Origin of the sequence: Gordonia terrae (assembly GCF_051789125.1) — a bacterium.
GTDB lineage: Bacteria > Actinomycetota > Actinomycetes > Mycobacteriales > Mycobacteriaceae > Gordonia > Gordonia terrae_A.
Map to the genome: position 1 here is coordinate 1265180 of NZ_CP196526.1, position 18789 is coordinate 1283968.

Annotated in this window: 17 protein-coding genes; 10 read left to right on the forward strand and 7 right to left on the reverse strand. The window is 67.0% G+C overall.

Translation table 11 applies throughout. The annotated features are described in order from the left end of the window. Nucleotides 1–256: 256 nt before the first annotated feature. Nucleotides 257–1828: a DUF222 domain-containing protein gene (locus ACSUZC_RS05770; RefSeq protein WP_439033004.1), complete on the reverse strand. Its 1572-nt coding sequence runs from the start codon at nt 1826–1828 to the stop codon at nt 257–259. Nucleotides 1829–2347: 519 nt separating this feature from the next. Here ACSUZC_RS05770 and ACSUZC_RS05775 point away from each other — a divergent pair. From ACSUZC_RS05775 to ACSUZC_RS05795, 5 genes are all read left to right on the forward strand, one after another. Continuing rightward, on the forward strand, nt 2348–3394 hold the full coding sequence (locus ACSUZC_RS05775) for a hypothetical protein (protein WP_439033005.1): 1047 nt from the start codon (nt 2348–2350) through the stop codon (nt 3392–3394). After that, on the forward strand, nt 3391–3993 hold the full coding sequence (locus tag ACSUZC_RS05780; protein ID WP_439031920.1) for an NUDIX hydrolase: 603 nt from the start codon (nt 3391–3393) through the stop codon (nt 3991–3993). Before ACSUZC_RS05775 ends, ACSUZC_RS05780 begins: the two co-directional genes overlap by 4 nt. 141 nt (nt 3994–4134) lie before the next feature. Then, on the forward strand, nt 4135–4686 hold the full coding sequence (locus ACSUZC_RS05785) for a YceI family protein (protein WP_439031921.1): 552 nt from the start codon (nt 4135–4137) through the stop codon (nt 4684–4686). Nucleotides 4687–4880: 194 nt separating this feature from the next. After that, nucleotides 4881–6596: an adenylate/guanylate cyclase domain-containing protein gene (locus ACSUZC_RS05790; protein WP_439031922.1), complete on the forward strand. Its 1716-nt coding sequence runs from the start codon at nt 4881–4883 to the stop codon at nt 6594–6596. A gap of 112 nt (nt 6597–6708) precedes the next feature. After that, complete coding sequence (locus ACSUZC_RS05795; RefSeq protein WP_439031923.1) at nt 6709–7599, forward strand: oxidoreductase; 891 nt, start codon at nt 6709–6711, stop codon at nt 7597–7599. Between the two features lie 16 nt (nt 7600–7615). On the opposite strand, the gene ACSUZC_RS05800 is transcribed toward ACSUZC_RS05795, so the two are convergent. Next, entirely contained in the window at nt 7616–8134 is a 519-nt protein-coding gene (locus tag ACSUZC_RS05800; RefSeq protein ID WP_439031924.1) for a hypothetical protein, read from the reverse strand. Nucleotides 8135–8254: 120 nt separating this feature from the next. On the opposite strand from ACSUZC_RS05800, the gene ACSUZC_RS05805 reads away from it, so the two are divergent. Beyond that, a complete protein-coding gene (locus tag ACSUZC_RS05805) occupies nt 8255–8884 on the forward strand; it encodes an alpha-ketoglutarate-dependent dioxygenase AlkB (RefSeq protein ID WP_439031925.1) in 630 nt (209 codons plus the stop codon). A 3-nt stretch (nt 8885–8887) separates the two neighbouring features. On the opposite strand, the gene ACSUZC_RS05810 is transcribed toward ACSUZC_RS05805, so the two are convergent. The 5 genes from ACSUZC_RS05810 to ACSUZC_RS05830 form a co-directional block, all read right to left on the reverse strand. Then, entirely contained in the window at nt 8888–10618 is a 1731-nt protein-coding gene (locus ACSUZC_RS05810; protein WP_439031926.1) for a GMC oxidoreductase, read from the reverse strand. Next, a complete protein-coding gene (locus tag ACSUZC_RS05815) occupies nt 10615–12189 on the reverse strand; it encodes a flavin-containing monooxygenase (protein WP_439031927.1) in 1575 nt (524 codons plus the stop codon). Before ACSUZC_RS05815 ends, ACSUZC_RS05810 begins: the two co-directional genes overlap by 4 nt. Further along, on the reverse strand, nt 12182–12763 hold the full coding sequence (locus tag ACSUZC_RS05820; RefSeq protein ID WP_439031928.1) for a TetR/AcrR family transcriptional regulator: 582 nt from the start codon (nt 12761–12763) through the stop codon (nt 12182–12184). The genes ACSUZC_RS05815 and ACSUZC_RS05820 overlap by 8 nt, the downstream gene beginning before the upstream one ends. A 121-nt stretch (nt 12764–12884) precedes the next feature. Further along, the gene (locus tag ACSUZC_RS05825) at nt 12885–13655 is read right to left on the reverse strand and encodes an SDR family NAD(P)-dependent oxidoreductase (protein ID WP_439031929.1); all 771 of its coding nucleotides are present in this window, start codon (nt 13653–13655) and stop codon (nt 12885–12887) included. A 27-nt stretch (nt 13656–13682) separates the two neighbouring features. Next, nucleotides 13683–14564: a sugar phosphate isomerase/epimerase family protein gene (locus ACSUZC_RS05830; RefSeq protein WP_439031930.1), complete on the reverse strand. Its 882-nt coding sequence runs from the start codon at nt 14562–14564 to the stop codon at nt 13683–13685. Between the two features lie 169 nt (nt 14565–14733). Between ACSUZC_RS05830 and ACSUZC_RS05835 the strand changes: the two genes are divergently transcribed. The 4 genes from ACSUZC_RS05835 (at nt 14734) to ACSUZC_RS05850 (ending at nt 18757) form a co-directional block, all read left to right on the forward strand. Beyond that, nucleotides 14734–16113: an MFS transporter gene (locus tag ACSUZC_RS05835; protein ID WP_439031931.1), complete on the forward strand. Its 1380-nt coding sequence runs from the start codon at nt 14734–14736 to the stop codon at nt 16111–16113. Next, a complete protein-coding gene (locus ACSUZC_RS05840) occupies nt 16110–17006 on the forward strand; it encodes a transketolase (protein WP_439031932.1) in 897 nt (298 codons plus the stop codon). Before ACSUZC_RS05835 ends, ACSUZC_RS05840 begins: the two co-directional genes overlap by 4 nt. 1 nt (nt 17007) lies before the next feature. After that, a complete protein-coding gene (locus tag ACSUZC_RS05845) occupies nt 17008–17994 on the forward strand; it encodes a transketolase family protein (RefSeq protein WP_439031933.1) in 987 nt (328 codons plus the stop codon). A 94-nt stretch (nt 17995–18088) separates the two neighbouring features. Beyond that, nucleotides 18089–18757 (forward strand): GntR family transcriptional regulator, encoded by a 669-nt coding sequence (locus tag ACSUZC_RS05850; RefSeq protein ID WP_439031934.1) that lies wholly within the window; start codon nt 18089–18091, stop codon nt 18755–18757. Nucleotides 18758–18789: the final 32 nt, after the last annotated feature.

Sequence of the window (18789 nt, forward strand, 5' to 3'; positions counted from 1 at the left end):
GACTGTGGAGGCACGCAGTGTCCGCCGAATACCACTCATCTCTTTTCCCGCCCCTGCAAGCGCCGCCCTGATCAGCGGTCATCGGCATGCTTGATGTGATCTCAACGATCACGAATCTCGGTCAATTGTCATCGGCCACGGGGCGTCAGAACAACTTACCGACGGGTTTTCACCTGATCGGGGGAACGCTGGGGCTGCCATCGAGCATGAGAAGGCTGCGCTTCGAGAAGTGCAGCGCCGCTGCCCACACCGATCGTCAGAAGAGTGGTGGGTCCAACCGGTCGAGTCCTTCGCGGGCTCGTCGGTTGCGGGCGCGTTCGTTTCGCCGGCGGGCCAGTTTGGCGTCATGTCGGCTGTGGGCGCGTTCGGGGTTGTCGACCGGCGCGATGACGCGGGGTGTGGGTGGGGCTTGAGCGGATTGTTCGAAGCGGATGCGTCGCAGGTTGGGGAAAGTGTCTTCCAACGTTTCGGCATCTCCGGGCAGCGTGACGCCCTCGGGGGTGAGGTATTCGGTGACCAGCCGACCATCGCGGTCGCGGTATTGCTCGTCGATCCAGTCACCGTGGGTCTTGAGGAGGTGCCCGGCGCGGCATTTCGCGTTCAAGTTCTCACTCGACGTCTCACCGCCCTGGGTGGGGTCAGTGTGGTCGTACTCGGTGACGTGGTCGAGATCGCAGGCGAACGCCGAACGGGTGCAACCGGGTTCGGTGCAATACCCATCCCGCACCCGCACGAAATCGGCACACGCGGTAGTCGGCCGGTAGCCGTTCCCCGGGTGTGTCGCCGGGTACACCACGGCTACGTCCGCGTCGTCAGGTGTTGAGGCGGGGCGCGTTTCGGCGACGTAGGTGGGCGCGGTACGGGCAGGGGTGACCGGGGTGAGGGTGGCATCAGGGCGGGCGGCGAGGTCACGCACATGCTCATCGGAGATGATGCCGTGCTCGTCGAGGAACCCGACCCCGGGGGCTCCGGCGAGGGTCGCGGCATCGGTGACCACATGGATCACGACCTCGGCGCGGACCGCGTCGAGCACGCTCTGCGGATCGGGGATCTGCGCGGTGCACTCCTGTTCACCGTCGCATAGGCACTCGAAGCTGGTGCGGGTCAGCAGGGCGAACATCGCATCGGATCGGCGATGCCCGCGTTTGCGACCATCGCGCTGACAAACGGAGTCGGCGAGGATGCCGACGGCTTTGGCCGCGGTCCGCACGTTCTCTGCCGACATGACCGCGGTCAGTTCGGCGGTGCCATCGGGCAGTTCGTGGGTCCACACCCCGCGCTGGTCAAGGGCGTCGCGGCGGCGTTGGCGCACCGCATCCGGGTCGTGCCGAAACACCAGCCGGTCGACCATGTCGCGGAGCCGGGCCCGGTCCCACACCCCCTTGCGGCGGCGGATCGTGGCGGCGATCTCGGCGTCGAGGGCGGGGGTGATGGGGTCATCGGCTGGGATCAACTCGGTGCGGGAGATGATCAACCGGATCTGCCACTGCGCGAGGATCCCGTCGCGCAGGGTGTCAGCGGTGCCGGGTAGCCGGTCTCGCAGCGCGATGGCCTCGTCGATGAGGATCTCGGCCTGCCGGCGGGACACTCCGGCTTGGCGGGCGATGCGGGCGGCGCAGTCGGCGAGACCGTCCATCACGAATCCCGCGGCGTTGGTGGTCACCAGTCGGTCGGCCATGACCGCGATCGTCTGATACTTATGCCACACCAGATACGAGGCGCCGCGCCGTGTGGCCTCCAGCCCGGCCATCAACATCACCATGTCGGTCTCACCAATGTGGGCAGGATCGACCCCGGCGACGAACTCGTCCGGAAGATCGGTCCACACCCTCACCACGCCCCCCGACGTCCGTTTCGTCACCCGCCCCACCGGGGCGTGATCTGTTACCGACCAAGGTAAACCCCGCCACCGACAGAACCCGATGATCATCCACAGCCGATGGCACCGTCGTAGAAACGTTGTAGCGCATCCGGTTTCACTGACCGACGTCCAACTGGCCCAGGTGGGCACTGGCAGACTTCATTTCGCCGATGCGACCTCGATCGAAGTCGCATCGGCGAAATGATCTCTGGAAGTTGAGGTGATGCGGTCGGTCGGCCGCCAGGTGGTTTCGACACGGCTCCTCGCTGCGCTCGTCGCCTGCTCAACCAGCGGAGGGCGGCTGCCCACTCGACGGGAACGGACGCACGGTCGACGGGAAAGACGCACGGTCGACGGGAAAGGACGCACGGTCGACGGAGCGGGAGTGCCCCGGCAACTCGGCGGGATCGTGCCGCTTTGACTCGATTCAGTCTGTGCGGCTGATGGACCGTCCATAATCGGTCAATGAGAACTCGCACGACCACGGTGGTCGTCCGCAGCGTGTACGGCACCGCCGCGGTCGAGTGGTTCCTGATCATCGCGATCGTCACCATCCTCGTCACGCGCCTGTATCTGCACCTGACGGGATATCCGCAGATCGGTGACGGCACTTTGCACATCGCGCACGCCCTGTGGGGTGGCGCGTTGATGATGCTCGCGCTCGTCAACGGGTGGCTGTTCCTGGGCGCGTCGGCGCGTGTCACGTCGATCGTGCTGGGCGGTATCGGTTTCGGATTGTTCCTCGACGAGGTCGGCAAGTTCGTGACCCGTACCAACGACTACTTCTACGGGCCGTCCGCGGAGATCATGTACATCCTCGTCGTGCTGGTACTGCTCATCAGCCGGATCGTCCGAGATGTGAAGCGTCCCACGGGTGCCGAGGCGCTTGCCAATGCCGCGGTCATCGCCGCCGACGGGGTGGCGCACGGGTTGCCCGAACGTCGCCGTCGTCAGGCTGACGAGTTCCTGGCGATGGCGGGGGAGGAGGGTCTCGACGCCGAGACGATCGGTCACATCCGCGCCGTGCTCGAATCGAGCGAGGGAACCCCTGATCGTCTGATGCGACTACGCGACCGTGCGGTCGGACTCATCCCGGGGTTCTTCCGTAGTCCGCAGTGGATCTCGCTCGTGGGCTGGGGCCTCGTGCTGGCATCGGGCATCACCGTCGTCGTCGGTGCCCTGAGCTTCTACTTCAATGAGAAGCGGTACGACGAGATCGCGGTCTACATCGAACTCACCCGCGACCACAAGGCCACCTGGATCCTTCTCGTCAGCGGCGTCGTCACACTGGCGCTCTCGCTGCCCGCCATGGTCGCCCGTCATCGGCAGGACGCCGGGGTGTGGCCGCTGCGTGCACTGCGGATCGCCGCACTGGTGTTCACGCTGTCCAATGCGCTCGTCGACTTCGCGTTGGAGGGTTTCGGTGCATTGCTCAACCTCGGCCTGGGCTTGTTCGCGCTCAGTGTCGTCAGCTACCACCTCTCGCAGGCGGTCACGGAGTCGAGCGGCGCGCGTGATGAACTGAGGGTGTGACTCACCTCGAACGGCAAGTGGCGGCCGCGCGCGTCGAACGGTTCGAGCGTCGTACCGCCGATGTCCCGGGCTCCCGTGCCGCGTCGGTGGTCCTCGCGGTCGCCGAGAAGGACGGCAGGCAGGGCATCTGGTTGGCCAAACGTCCTGCGTCGATGCGTCGCCATGCCGCCCAGTTCGCGTTGCCCGGCGGCCGGCTCGACCCCGGCGAAGACCACATCACGGCCGGGCTCCGCGAGCTCGACGAAGAACTGGGCATCCAGTTGCCGAAGAGTTCGGTTCTCGGTCTGCTCGACGACTATCCGACGCGGTCGGGGTTCGTGATCACCCCGATCGTCTGCTGGGCCGAGGAGTATCAGGAGCCGACGCCAAATCCCGACGAGGTCGCGCTCCTGTTCTTCGTGACGTTCGAGGAGCTCATGGTCGAGCCGCGGTTCCTCACAATCCCGCAGTCGGACCTTCCGGTCATCCAGCTGCCGATCGTCGAATCGCTGGTCCACGCTCCGACAGCCGCGGTGATCTACCAGTTCGCCGAGGTGGTCCTCCGCGACCGGGACACCCGTGTCGACGGGTTCGAGCAGCCGGTTTTCGCCTGGAAATAGTGGGTGTGATGTAGATCACGCACACGAAAAGCCATCCGGGGAATGAAATCGGACCGTGGTCCGGTTAGCTTGTGTGATGGGTCGCGAAGGCCCACGGCCACAACTCGAGACCCGAACCGCAATTCCTGGAAGGACGCACTCATGACTTCTGCAACCACCGTCAAGGCACCGATCCCCGCCGGCACCTGGACCATCGACGCTGTGCACTCGGCGATCAACTTCACCGTGAAGCACCTGATGGTCAGCAAGGTCCGCGGAAGCTTCGACACCTTCAGCGGCACCATCACCGTCGACGAGAACGGCGCCCCGGCCGTGCAGGCCGAGATCGACGTGACCTCGATCAACACGCGCAACGAGCAGCGTGACGGCCACATCAAGTCCGCCGACTTCTTCGACGCGGAGAAGTTCCCGAAGGCGACCTTCGTCTCCACCGGCGTCCGCCAGAACGGCGATGACTACCTCCTCGACGGCGACTTCACCCTGAAGGGCGTCACCAAGCCCGTCACACTCGAACTCGAGTACCTGGGCACCAATCCCGGCATGGGCCAGGGCACCGTCGCAGGCTTCGAGGCGAAGATCGTCCTCAGCCGCAAGGAGTTCGGCATCGACATCGAGATGCCGCTCGAGGGTGGCGGCGTCGTCGTCGGCGACAAGATCACCATCAACCTCGAGATCGAGGCACTCCAGGCCTGATCCGCACGATCCCCGGTCGGGACTCGCCCACATTCGAGTCCCACCGGCCATGGACCGGCACCGCGCTCACCCCGCAGCGGTGCCGGTCCGTTCGTGTCTGTGGGCTTCGACTGTGCCGAAAGGGTCCTTGGTCACCTCATCTGCGGCGTTCCCTTCGGTAGGCTGCGGAGAACGCCGCTGGGCAGGAGAGGCCGATGGGACGACCGCGCCGGACCCGCCGCGGTGCGCCGTGGAACCGTCTTCGCCGGCGCACCGCGGGACTGTTGTTCGGAAGTCCCACGGTTCCGAGCCCGCGCGGCTGGTCGCGGATCGGGCCGACGATGCGCAGCCGGATCGCGCTGCACGCCACGGTGACCGCGATGACGGCGGTGATCGCGAGCAACGCGGTCATCGGTGCCGAGACATTCCTCCTCGTCCAACTGGCCTTCAACGGAGGGCAACTCACCTTCGCCGAGACGCTGGGCGCACCGAACTTCCCGGTGGTCGTGGGGGCCATCATCGTCGGCATCCTCACGAATCTCCTGCTCGGTCTCCTCGCGGTGCGGCCACAGCTTCGCTGGTTCATCAGTTGCCAGCCCGCCGACCATGCCCGGCGCCGTGCGGTCCAGCGGATCCCGATCGTCCAGGTTCTCGTGACGGCGACCGCGTGGACCTCCGCCGTCCTCTTCTACGTGCTCATCGCCGACCAGCTGACGACCGCGACCGTCGTCGGCGTGGCTGTCGCGTTCGCGCTCGCCGGGTCGTCGAGTGCCTGTCTCACATACCTGTTCGCCGAGCGCGCCGCCCGCCCGCTCGCCGTCGTGGTGCTCGAGGACTTCCCGACGAATCACGTCATGAACGGGGTCCGGGTGCGGATGCTCGCGGTGTGGGCGGTGAGTTCGGCGGTCCCGATGGTCGGCCTGCTCACCGTCAACGCCGGTAGGTGGAGCGGGCTGCTCCCCGACGTTCACGGCGCCGTCGACTGGACCACGGTGGTGCTCACCATCGTCGGGCTCGCCTCGGGTGCGCGTGTCATCGCGCTTGTGGGACAGTCGCTCACCGATCCGTTGACCGAGATGCGCCGAGCCGTGCATCGCGTCGACCACGGGGACTACCGGGCCCGCGTACCCGTCTACGACTCCTCGGAACTCGGTGTGCTGCAACACGGCTTCAACCGCATGGTGGAGGGGCTGGCCGAACGTGACCGCATGCGTGAGATCTTCGCGCGGCACGTCGGTGACACCGTTGCCGACCTGGCGATCTCCGATGGTGTGGGCATGCACGGCACCAACACTCGGGTCGGCGTGTTGTTCGTCGACATCGTCGGCTCGACAGGCATTGCGCAGCAGCGCAGCCCGGATGACACGGCCGCCCTGCTGAACGCGTTCTTCAGCATCGTCGCCGACGTCGTCGATCAACATTCGGGTTTCGTCAACAAGTTCGAGGGAGATGCCGCGCTGGCGGTGTTCGGCGCGCCGGTGGAGATCGACGACCCCGCCGGTGCCGCCCTCGCCGCGGCACGGGATCTCGCCGATCGCCTGGCACACAGCCTCGACATCCGCTGGGGGATCGGCGTTTCCTACGGCGATGTCTTCGCCGGCAACATCGGCGCCGAACGACGCTATGAATACACCGTCATCGGCGACCCGGTGAACGAGTGCGCGAGACTGTCCGACATGGCGAAGACCGGGCGAATCCCGGCGCTCGCGAGCGGCGCGGCCTTCGAGGCCGCAGGCGACGAGGCCGAGGAGTGGAAGTTGCTGGGCAGCCGGATCATGCGGGGCCGATCCGAACCGACCGACTTCTACGCGCCCATCGAACTGGTTCAGCGACTCGGGTCGTCTACCAACCTGATCGCCGAGTTGCTGCGCCCGGCCCGGCGCATCGTCGGGGCCAACCCACTCCGATTGCCGACCTTCTTCGGAGGCTGATCACCTCGCGCCGACGAGATGGATCGTTGACGCCGTCCCAGCCCGTGAATAGCGTGGGCCGCACGGTCCCGGCGCCCATGCCGGGCCAGACGACGCATCCCAGGGGGTCGCGATGAGTGGTTGGACGGCAGCGGACATTCCGGATCAGACGGGTCGGACCTTCGTGGTGACGGGCGCGAACAGCGGGCTGGGGTATCAGACGGCCAAGGCGCTGGTGAAGGCCGGAGCCGATGTGGTCCTCGCGTGCCGCAACACCGCGAAGGCGGACGCGGTGGCCTCCGAGCTCGGGTCGCAGGCGACCGTCGCGAAACTCGATCTCGCGGATCTGGACTCGGTACGCACCTTCGCCTCGGGTATCACCGGAGCCGACGTGCTGGTCAACAACGCGGGACTCATGGCCGTGCCGTTCCGGCGCACGACCGACGGCTTCGAGATGCAGATCGGCACCAATCATCTCGGTCACTTCGCGCTCACCGCGCTTCTGCTACCGAAGATCACCGACCGGGTGGTGACCGTGTCGTCCACCGTTCACCAGATCGGCCGCATCGACCTCGACGACCTGAACTGGGAACAGCGGCGGTATCGACGCTGGCGTGCGTACGGCGACTCCAAGATGGCCAATCTCATGTTCGGCAAGGAGCTCGCCGCGCGACTCGACGCGGCAGGATCGTCGAAGAAGTCGCTCATCGCCCATCCCGGCTATGCCTCGACGGAACTGCAGGGCAGGAGCGAGAACTTCACCGACTTCTTCGCGAAGTTGGGCAACAAGCTGCCGATCGCCCAGCCCGCCGCCGACGGCGCCCTGCCGCAGCTCTATGCCGCGACGGTGCCGGGTGTGGTGTCCGGGACGTTCTACGGCCCCACCCAGCTCTTCGGGATGCGGGGCGCTCCCGGGCGAAGCACGTACCGCAAAGCCGCGGACGATGTGCGGTTCCGCGGCGCGCTGTGGGACGAGTCTGAACGGCTGACCGGGGAGAAGTTCGACGTCGCAGCGGCGGGCTGAGGACCGCCCGGCCCGCCTACTGAACGCTGAACGCGATGCTGTTCGACGCGCCCGAGATGGTGTCGGTGACACGGATCGTGAAGTCGCCCGCACCCTTGAAGAAGTAGGACTTCACCGCGGTGCAGTCCTGGGTCTTGAAGAGTGCAGCCTGCTTGGGCACCTTCGGGCCCGACAGGCGGACCTCCATGCGGCACTCGTTGCCGTCGACGATGGGCCCGGCGTCGATGATCGAGTTCCAGCGCACGCCCAGCCGCGAGTTCTTCGGATAGGTGCCGGGGACGATCGCCGCGGTCTTGTTCGGCGCGTACACCCACACGTTGATGGACTTGATGCCGTTGGGGGCGCCCGGACGGCCGAGCTTGCCGTAGTGCGTGACCTTGTCGCCGCCGGATGACCCGAGGGCGGCACTTCCGGAGTCGAGACTGCCGCTCGCACCGCCGAACAAGCTGTCCAGGGGGCCGGCGGTCGCCGGTGCGGCGGGTAGCAGCAGGGCAGTGGCGGCGAGCAACGTGGCGGCGATACGGGTGCGCTTCATCGAACTCTCTCGGTCATCGCGGTTTATAACGAAATGATTAAAGCACGAGCGTCGCCCCAGTCGAGGACTAGGCGGCCTCACGTCGAACGTGCGTTCGATCAGCGGTGTAGGATGGGCTCCATGTCCATCGGCATCCAGGGCTCGTTGTTCGCCGAGCAGGCGGTTGAACCCGCTCTCGGCGACCTCTCGACAACGATGATGCGTCGCCCGCTCACCGAGGGTGCGTGGGTGGACCTGTGCCCGGGGTGGATCAGTGGACCCGAGGAGTTGTTCGACCGGCTTCGCGAGAACGTCCCGTGGCGCGCCGAGCGGCGTCAGATGTACGACCGGGTGGTCGATGTTCCTCGGCTGGTGTCGATCTACCAGGCCGACGACCCGTTCCCGGACTCGCTGATCACCCGGGCCCGGAGCGCGTTGTCCGACCACTATCGCGACGAACTGCCCGAGGGCTTCGCCACGGCCGGCGTGAGCCTCTACCGCGACGGCAACGACTCGGTCGCCTGGCACGGCGACCGCATCGGTCGCGCGTCGACGCACGACACGATGGTCGCCATCATCTCCCTGGGCGCGCCACGACCACTGATGCTGCGTCCCCGCGGAGGCGGGAAATCGCTGAAGTTCACCCTCTCCTCGGGCGACCTGCTCGTGATGGGCGGCAGTTGTCAACGCACCTGGGAGCATGCGGTTCCCAAGGTGCGCGGCGTCGGGGCACGCATCAGCATCCAGCTGCGGCCACCGGGAGTGTGGTGATCCCTAGCCCGCGTTGACGATCGGTGTGATCGGCAACCGCAGCGCGGCGGGGGCGTGCGCCGGGACCGTCGGGTGGATCGGCTCCACCGGCTCGATGGGTCGGTACGACGCACCGAGCGCGGGTCGCGGATCGGCTTCCCCGGCGTTCGGCCACATCGCCAGCGCGCGTTCGGCTTGCGCGGTGATCGTCAGCGACGGGTTCACGCCGAGGTTGGCCGACACCGTCGAACCGTCCACGACATGCAGGCCGGGGTGATTGAACACGCGGTGATAGGGGTCGACGACCCCGTCCTCGGCGGAGCGGCCGATCGAGCAACCGCCCAGGAAGTGTGCGGTCATCGGGATGTTCAGCAGGTCGACGACGGAACCGCCTGCGTCGCCGTCGATCTCGTCGGCCACCGCGCGAACGGCGTCGTGCCCGACCGGAATCCACGTCGGCGGCGGGTCACCGGCGCCCTGGCGGCTGCGCAGCATCGGACCGAAACGTCCGCGACGCGAGAACAGCTCGAGCGAGTTGTCGGCCGTCTGCATGACGAGGGCGATGATCGTGCGTTCGGACCAGCGTCGAACCGAGAGACTGCGGATCGTGACCAGCGGATGCCGCGCCATCTCGAAGATGGCCTTCAGCGGCCTCGGAACACGACCGTCGCCATCGATGAGCATCGCCTGGAGCAGCCCGATGAGGTTGCTGCCCTTGCCGTATCGCACCGGTTCGATGTGTGTGTGCTCGTTGGGATGGAACGACGACGTGATCGCGACACCCTCGGTGTAGTCGGTCTCGAGGTCGCGTGCCGTCGCGGCCAGCACCGCCTCGGAGTTGGTGCGGACCACCTTGCCCAGGCGGGTCGACAGCCCGGGCAGGTGGCCGCCCTGCTGCATGTCCAGCAGCAGCTTGTTGGTGCCGTAGGTGCCTGCGGCGAACACCACGTGATCGGCGGTGAACGCTCGACGGCCCCGGCGCGACCAGCGGCGACCGGTGCGGTGCGCGCCGACGACGTAACCGCCGTCCGGGCGCGGCCGCACGGTGTCCACGGTCGTCATCGGGATGACCTCGGCGCCGGCTTGTTCGGCGAGGTAGAGGTAGTTCTTGACCAGGGTGTTCTTGGCGCCGACCGGGCACCCGGTCATACAGGCGCCGCAGTCGGTGCATCCGGTGCGGGCCGGCCCGGCGCCACCGAAGAACGGGTCGTCGACCGTCTTGCCCGCCTCGCCGAAGAACACGCCCACCGGGGTGTGGACGAAGGTGTCGCCGACGCCCATGTCCTCGGCGACCTTGCGGATGACGCGGTCGGCCGGGGTGACCTTGGGGTAGGTGGTGACCCCGAGCATGCGGGACGCCTGGTCGTAGTAGGGGTCGAGTTCGGATGCCCAGTCGGTGATGGAACCCCAGTGGGGATCGTCGAAGAAGGCGGGTAAGGGCCGGTAGAGGGTGTTCGCGTAGTTCAGCGACCCGCCGCCCACCCCGGCACCGGCCATGACGAGGACGTCGCGCAGCAGATGCATCCGCTGTACACCGAACATGCCGAGCGCTGGCGCCCACACGTAGTCCTTGAGGCGCCAGCTCGTCTTGGGTAGATCGCCGTCGGTGAAACGTCGCCCGGATTCGACGACCGCGACCCGGTAGCCCTTCTCGGTGAGGCGCAGGGCCGCCACCGAACCGCCGAAACCGGAGCCGATGACGATGGCGTCGTAGTGATCGGCGTCGTCGTGGTCGGGAGTGGGGGTGGTGGTCACGGTGCGAGAGTCCTCTCGGTGTCGGAATCGGTTGCCGTTGCGGCGGTGTCGTCACTGCTTGTGGTGGAAACGGCTGGGATCGCGTCGTCGAAACGGTGGTCGGCGGCGTCGAAGGACGCCATCATGCGGCGGAAGTCGCTGGTGAACTTCGGCCACATCACGGAGTTGCGGCCGGTCGAGTCGAGGTACCAACTCGAGCATCCGCCGGAATTCCACACGGTCCGTTCCAGTTCGGGGTCCAGGTCCGCGTTGTAGCTCTCCTGTGCGGACTCGGTGACCTCGAAGGCCGAATGACCGTTGCGCGACAGCTCGGAGATGGCCTTGCTCATGTAGTAGGCCTGGGGCTCCAGCATGAGCACGATCGAACTGTGCCCGAGGTTGGTGTTGGGCCCGTACAGGAAGAACAGGTTCGGGAAACCGTGCACCTCGACCCCGCGGTAGGCGCGCGGCGACCCCGCCCATGCCTGCGCGAGGGTTCGGCCGTCGCGGCCGGTGATGGCGTGTGCGATGGGAGGCTGTGTCGGCGTGAAACCGGTCGCGAAGACAACCGTGTCGAGTTCGTGCTCGCGACCCGCGTCGTCGACGGCGCCGCGCGCGGTGAGGCGGGTGATGGCCCCGGTGACGGTGGCGTTGTCGCGTTGCAACGCCGGGAACCACTTGTTGGTCAGCAGCATTCGCTTGCACCCGATGGTGTAGTCGGGGGTGAGCCGGCGACGCAGCCCGCGGTCGCGGACCTGGATGCGCAACTGTGCCAGGGCGATGGTCTTGGCGATCGGGAGCAGCTTGGGGTTGCGGGCCATCATGAGGACGTAGGCCTCACGGTAGGTCCACACCATCCGGCGCACGAGGCGGTGGATGCCGGGCACCCGACGGTAGATGGCCCGTTCCAGCGGGCCGATGTTGCGGTCGAGGCGCGGGACGACCCAGGCGGGAGTGCGCTGGAAGACAGTGAGATGGCCTACGGTGTCGACGATCTCGGGCACGATCTGGATCGCCGAGGCGCCGGTCCCGACGATCGCGACGCGGCGGCCGCGCAGGTCATGGCTGTGGTCCCACTGAGCCGAATGGAACATCGTGCCGGTGAACTCCTCGGCGCCGGGGACGGCGGGAAGCCCGGGCTCGGACAGTGCGCCGGGTGCGGCCACCAGAAAACGGCAGCGGATGTCGCCCCGGGTCGTGGTCACGACCCACTCCTGTGTGTCGCCGTCCCATCGAGCCGACGTCAGCGCGCAGTTGTACTCGATCTGGTCCGCGAAACCCGCAGCGACAGAACGCAGGTACGCGTGGATCTCATGACGGCGTCCGTAGGTGTTGGACCAGTCGGGATTGGGTGCGAACGACAACGAGTAGAGCGATGTCGGCACGTCGCAGGCCGCGCCCGGGTAGTCGTTCTCGCGCCAGACGCCGCCCGCGCCCTCGCCGCGCTCGATGGCCAGGGTCTGCAGTTCGGGATGATCGGTGCGCAGCCGGTGCAGCGCGGCAAGGCCGCCGAATCCGACACCGACGACGAGGGCATCGACGCGGGAGGGCAGCGTGTTCTGCTGCCGGAGGGTCGAAGTGGGGTCAGTCATGGCTGAGAAGGTCCTTCCAGACAGGCAGGAGATGGTCGAGTAGGGCGCGGTCGGCATCGGGAGAACGCAGGATGCGCGACACCGCGAGACCGCGCGCGAGCTCGATCGAGAGCTCGAGTTCGGCAGTGGTGTAACGGTCGCCGAACAGTTCGGCGCAACCCACGGCCAAGGCGTCGGAGACCTGCTGTTCGAGCGGGATGATCGCCGTACGCAGGCCCACGTCGCAGCGAGCCGCGACCCACAATTCGAGCGCCGCGTCGAACAGCGGTCCGCTGAACGCCTCGATCAAGATCTCGAGCCCCTCGTCGCCGGTGCGAGGACGCGACAGCATCTCCTGCAGCCTGCGTTCGACGAGGTGCCCGACGGCCGCGACCACCAGCGATTCCCGCGTGGGGAAGTGATGCAGCAGCGCACCGCGGGACACACCCGCGCGGCGGTTGACCTCCTGCGTGGTGGTTGCGGCATAACCGACGTCGACGAGTGCGTCGACCGCTGCGTCGAGGATCAGCGCACGTGTGCTCGCAGTGCGCTCGGCCTGCGTGCGTCGACGTGGGGCTCGGGTGGGATCGGTCACATCGGCGACGATAGCACAAACAGTCCGGACTGCTTGTAAGTTTGCGAATGCAGGGTGGTTCGAAACGCCAGATCCGCCCGGTATGGCGGCCGGGCGGATCGTTGAACTGGGAGAACGTGCGTCAGTGCATGTGGCTTCCGCCGTTGATGTCGATGGTGGTGCCGGTGAGGTAGGCGGCGTCCTCGGAGCTGAGGAAGGTGATGACCGAGGCGACCTCGCGGGTCGTGGCCACGCGGCCCAGGGGGATGCTCGCGGCGATGGCGGCCTCCTGCTCGGAGGTGCTACCGACCCGGATGGCGGTATCTGCAGCGCCCGGTGCGACCGCGTTCACAGTGACCCCGCAGTCGCCGAGTTCGCGCGCAAGGCTCTTGGTGAAGCCGAGGACAGCGGCCTTGGCCGACGAGTAGGGCACCTTGCCGAACACTCCGCCGCCGCGCTCGGCGGAGACCGACGACATGTTGACGATCCGTCCCCACCCGTTGTCGATCATGTCCGGCAGAAACGCCTTCGTGACGAGGTAGGTGCCGGTCGCGTTGACCGCCATCACCTTGTTCCAGAGATCGAGGGTGGTCTCGAGAAACGGGACCGGGGAGGTGATGCCGGCGATGTTGGCGAGTGCGCCGACCGCGGGCAGGGCACCGGAGGTGACCTCGGCCGCGATGGCCTCGTGGGCCCGTGCGACCGAGGACTCGTCGGCGACGTCGATGGCCGTGCCGAAGGCGGGAACGTCGTAGGCGTTGCCGATCTCGGCGGCCACCTTGGCCGAGGCCTCGCCGTCGAGGTCGAGAACGACGATGGCCCAGCCGTCTTCGGCGTAGCGGGCGGCTGTCGCGCGCCCCAGCCCGGTTTCGGATGCGGCGCCGGTGATGACGGCGGTGCGCTGCGTGCTCATGGTGGATCTCCTTGCTGTGGACGAAGTTCAGGTGGTGGCTGGATGCAGGTTCAGGAGTGATTCGATCGTGTCGGCGGCCGCCGCCGCGGCTGCCGGACGGTCGGCGTCGTCGACGTCATGCGTCTCGAGCTCCAGGGTGAGATGACCATCGAAGGCATTGCGTCGCAGTGCGATCAGGCCGCGGTCGAAATCCACGACGCCGCGTCCGATGCTCAGATTGATGTTGCCGGGCATCAAGGGGTCGGGCAGGTCGGTGACGTGCCCGCGGGTGGCATCACGGAGATGGACGTGGGCGATGCGCAGGCCGAAGGCGTCGACCGTCTCGGCGAGGTCCGCCCCGGAGGCGACGACGTGGCTGAAGTCGACGACGTGCCGAACCGTGCTGCCGTTCAGGCGCGCAGCGAGTGCCAGAGCGCGTTCGGCGGTACAGCACAGACGATGGACGTGGAGAGATTCGGTCCACAGTTCGACGCCGTGGGTCGATGCGCATCCGGCGGCCTCGACCAACCGATCTGCTACCCGGTCGAGATCGGAGTCCAGCGTCTCGACCGGGTCATGCGACAGGGCGCCGTTCGGTAGCACCACCGCGGTTGCCCCGACTTCGGTGGCCAGCGACAGCAGGCTGTCGAGGTGCGCGCGAGCATCAGCGAGTTCGTGCTGGGCAGCAGGCCGGTTCAGATCCCCGATGTCGGCGTTGATCGAGCGGACCGCCAGTCCGCTGTTCCGGACCGCCGCGGCGACCCGGGATCGCGCCCGCTCGTCGAGCCGGAGCGGGACGTGCTCACACACCGCAGGTAAGGAGCCCAGGTCGACCTCGCGAAATCCCAGCTCAGCGATGGTGTCGAGAACTTGGTCGAGGTCGAGCCGGCGAAACGTGATCGTCGAGCAGCCGAGCCGCGGGTGGCGCATCGCCTACCTCCTTTGTCGTGATGCGGACCACAGTAAGCGCCGACCTACGAACAGTCAACCGGCAACCGTTGACTGTTGACAATGAAAGTGCGGCGGGTCACACTCGTGGTTGTTGAGGCCCAACGCTCACTGAGAAACTTGACCCATCTACTCGAAGGAGGGGTGCGCGATGACGACAGCAGCACTCCAGATGCGCGGCCCGATCGAGGGCACGCCGGACGCTCGTCGCGTTGCCGTCGGCTCCTCGGTCGGCGCCGTGATCGAGACCTACGACTTCATCGGTTTCGGTACGGCCGCGGCCCTGTACTTCGGCACCGCGTTCTTCCCCGGACAGAGCTCGGTGGCCGGCACACTCGCCGCGTTCGCCACGCTCGGCGTGGGATTCGCCGCCCGTCCGATCGGCGGCATCATCGGCGGACACCTCGGGGACCGCGTCGGCCGCAAACCCGTCCTGGTCGCCTCGTTGATCGTGATGGGCCTGGCGACCTTCGTCATCGGCCTGCTCCCGACCTACGCCCAGGTCGGCGTGATCGCACCGATCCTCCTGGTCATCGTGCGGATCGTGCAGGGTCTGGCGTTCGGTGCCGAATGGGGCGGCGCGATCCTCATGAGCTACGAACACGCGCCATGGCGCTCCAAGGGCAAATACACCGGCATCGTGCAAGCCGGGTTCCCGGTGGGATTGCTGCTGGCCAACCTGGTGTTCCTGGGCAGCGTCCACCTCGGTGGCGACTGGGCGTGGCGGGTGCCGTTCCTGGCCAGCATCGTGCTGGTCGCGGTCGGGCTGATCATCCGCGCCAAGGTTCCCGAGTCCCCGGTCTTCGAAGAGGTCAAGGACTCCGGGCGCGTGGAGAAGTCCCCGGTGATCGAATCCATCAAGCACGATTGGCGAGACATCCTGCGCGGCATCGGACTTCGCGTCGCCGAGACCGCCGGCTACGCCGTGTCGATCACCTACATGATCTCGTACCTGCACAGCGAGGAACTGGCGACCAAGAGCGAGACCCTCACGGCTCTCTGCATCGCGTCGGCGATCGGCGTGGGTGCCACGGTCGGATGGGCCAGCCTCACCGACAAGGTCGGCAGGCGTCCCGTCTACATCGCTGTGTGCGCCTTCGCCGTACTCTTCGCGATCCCGATGTTCCTACTGGTCAACACAGGCCTGATCCTGTTCATCGCGGCCACGATCGTCCTGTCCTACGCGGTCTGCCAGAACGCGCTCGCCGGTGCGCAGGGTGCGTGGTTCCCCGAATTGTTCGACGCTGCGCGCCGCGCCTCGGGAGCGTCACTCGCGTACCAGATCTCGGCCATGGTCTCAGGGTTCACGCCCTTCATCACGACTCTGCTCTTCATCTGGCTCGGCTGGGTCGGACCCGCCCTGCTGTTCGCCGCCTACGCCGCGATCGGCCTCATCGCCGCGCTGATGACCCGCGAGACGTGGGGGCCCGAACAGCGCCGGCTGGTCGCCGACGCGCAACGTAACGCCGCCGGACACGACCATGTCGACGAACGAACCTCCGTCTCTCATCCCACCAAGGAATTGCTGTGACTCTCACCTCCGCCACCACGACCGCCGTCGACATCGACTCCACCGACCGCCTCGCGAAGGTCACCGACTTCGCCTACCGGATGCGCCACCACGTCATCGACATGGGTGAGGTCCAGGGCCAGGGATACGTCGGCCAAGCACTCGGCGCCGCCGACATCTTCGCCACGGTCTATGCGAGTCAACTCCGCCACCGTGCCGACGACCCGGAATGGGCCGAACGCGACCGCTTCCTGCTCTCGACGGGGCACTACGCCATCGGTTTGTACGCGGCGTTGGCGGCCGCGGGAATCATCGAGACGGAGGAACTCCTCACCTACGCCGCCGACGACTCGCGTCTTCCTATGTCGGGGATGGCTTCGTACACACCGGGCATGGAGATCTCCGGCGGCTCGCTGGGTCACGGTCTCACCGTGGCGGTCGGGATGGCACTCGGCCTGCGTCACCAGAACTCGGGGTCCCGCATCTTCAACTTCCTGTCCGACGGCGAACTCGACGAGGGTTCGACGTGGGAGGCTGCGATGGGCGCCCACCACCACCAGCTGGGCAACCTGATCGCCATGGTCGACATGAACGCGCTGCAGGCCGACGGTCCGACCGCCGGGATCCTGAACATCGAACCGGTCGAACAGAAATGGGAAGCCGCCGGCTGGTACGTCCGCCGAGTCAACGGCAACGATCCGGTCGCACTCCTCGACGCCTTCGACGACGTGACCTCCCGGGCGACCCCACGGGGGACACCGTCGATCGTCATCTGCGACACCAGGGTCGGCTACGGAGCGGCGATTCTCGAAGAACGCGAGAAGGCGCACTTCATGCGGATCGAGGACCACGAGTGGCAGATCTGTCGCGACCAGCTCACCGAACGTTTCACACCGAACAGCACGAAGGCCTGACATGACCACCACCGCACCGAAACTCAAGACCTCGGCGATGATCGCCTCGTTCGTCGACCCCGGTCAGCGAACCGTCGCGGCGCCGTTCGGCCACGCGCTCGTTCGTGCCGCGGAAGCCGATCCGCGGATCGTCGGCCTCAGCGCCGACCTCGCGAAGTACACCGACATGCACATCCTCGCCCAGGCGATGCCCGACCGGTTCTTCCAGATGGGGATGGCCGAGCAGCTCCTGTTCGGTGCCGCGGCCGGGATGGCGGAGACCGGCCTGATCCCGTTCGCGTCGACCTACTCGGTCTTCGCGGCGCGTCGTGCCTACGACTTCCTGTGCCTCGACATCGCCGAGCCGAACCTGAACGTCAACATCGTCGGCGGATTGCCCGGACTCACCACCGGTTACGGCCCGAGTCATCAGGCCACCGAGGACATGGCGATCTTCCGCGGCATGCCGAACCTGACGATCGTCGACCCCTGCGACTCGGTCGACCTGGAACAGGCCGTGCCGCAACTGGCGGCCGCACCCGGACCGTCATATCTGCGCCTGCTGCGCGGCAAGGTGGCCACCGTTCTCGACGAATACGACTACACCTTCGAACTCGGTAAGGCGAAGGTGCTGCGGCCCGGCAACGACGTCGTGTTCGTCTCCTCCGGGTTGATGACCATGCGCGCACTGCAGGCGGCCGAGCGGCTCGAACGGCACAACGTCGACGTGAGCGTGGTGCACACACCGACCATCAAGCCGTTCGACTCCGACACCGTCCTCGCCGAGCTGGCCAAGGGGCGTCGTGCCTACACGCTCGAGAACCACACGCGGGTCGGCGGACTGTTCGAGACCGTCGCCTCGGCGGTGGTCGAGCGCGGACTCGGCGTGCAGATCGGTGCCATCGCATTGCCCGACGAGTTCCTCGACGCGGGCGCGCTGCCGACCCTGCACCACCGGTACGGCCTGTCCACCGACAGCATCGAGTCCCGGGTCCTCGCCGAACTCTGACCCACGGCCGCCGCGCCCTTCTGGAAGCGCCGGGCACGTACACTCTTGTCAACAAACAGCAGTCAACATCGATGTTGGCGACAGGAGGACGGCCATGGCGGACCAGAAGGGCGCGTTGCTGGGTCTGCAGCGCACCAACTTGCGTGAGCAGGCCGTCGCGGCCCTGCGCACCGCCATCACCAGCGGGGAGCTCCGCCCTCGCAGCGCCCTCGTCGAAACCGAACTGTCCGAGCGACTGGGCATCAGTCGCGGAACGCTGCGCGAGGCGCTCCGGCAGCTCCAGCAGGAGGGGCTGGTGGTGTCGGGGGCGCGTGGCCGGCTCTCGGTGCGCAGCCTCGATCAGAAGGAAATCCGCGACATCTTCGCGGTGCGAGGCGCTCTGGAATCCCTCGCCGCGTCCGAGCTCGCCGCGCAGCCCGAACGGGATGGCCACGTCGTGGAATTGAGGGACACCCTGGCGCGGATGGCGAACGCCGGAACCGAACGACTCGACGATCGCATCGAGGCCGACCTCGACTTCCACCGCGCGCTCTGCCGCCTCACCGGCAACGACACCCTCGTGCACTCATGGACCTCCCTCGAGGGATCGATCCGGATGTCGATCATGTTCGCCGGCACCGAACGCGCCGTCGGCAACATGGACGTGGACCGCCACTCGGTCATCATCGACGCCATCGATGCCGGTGACCCCGGTGCCGCTCGTGATGCTGTTGTCGCGCACCTCAACTGGGCTGCCGACAACCTCATCGCCACCGCCGTCTGACGCGCCCGGCGGCTTCCGCGTAACTTGGACGC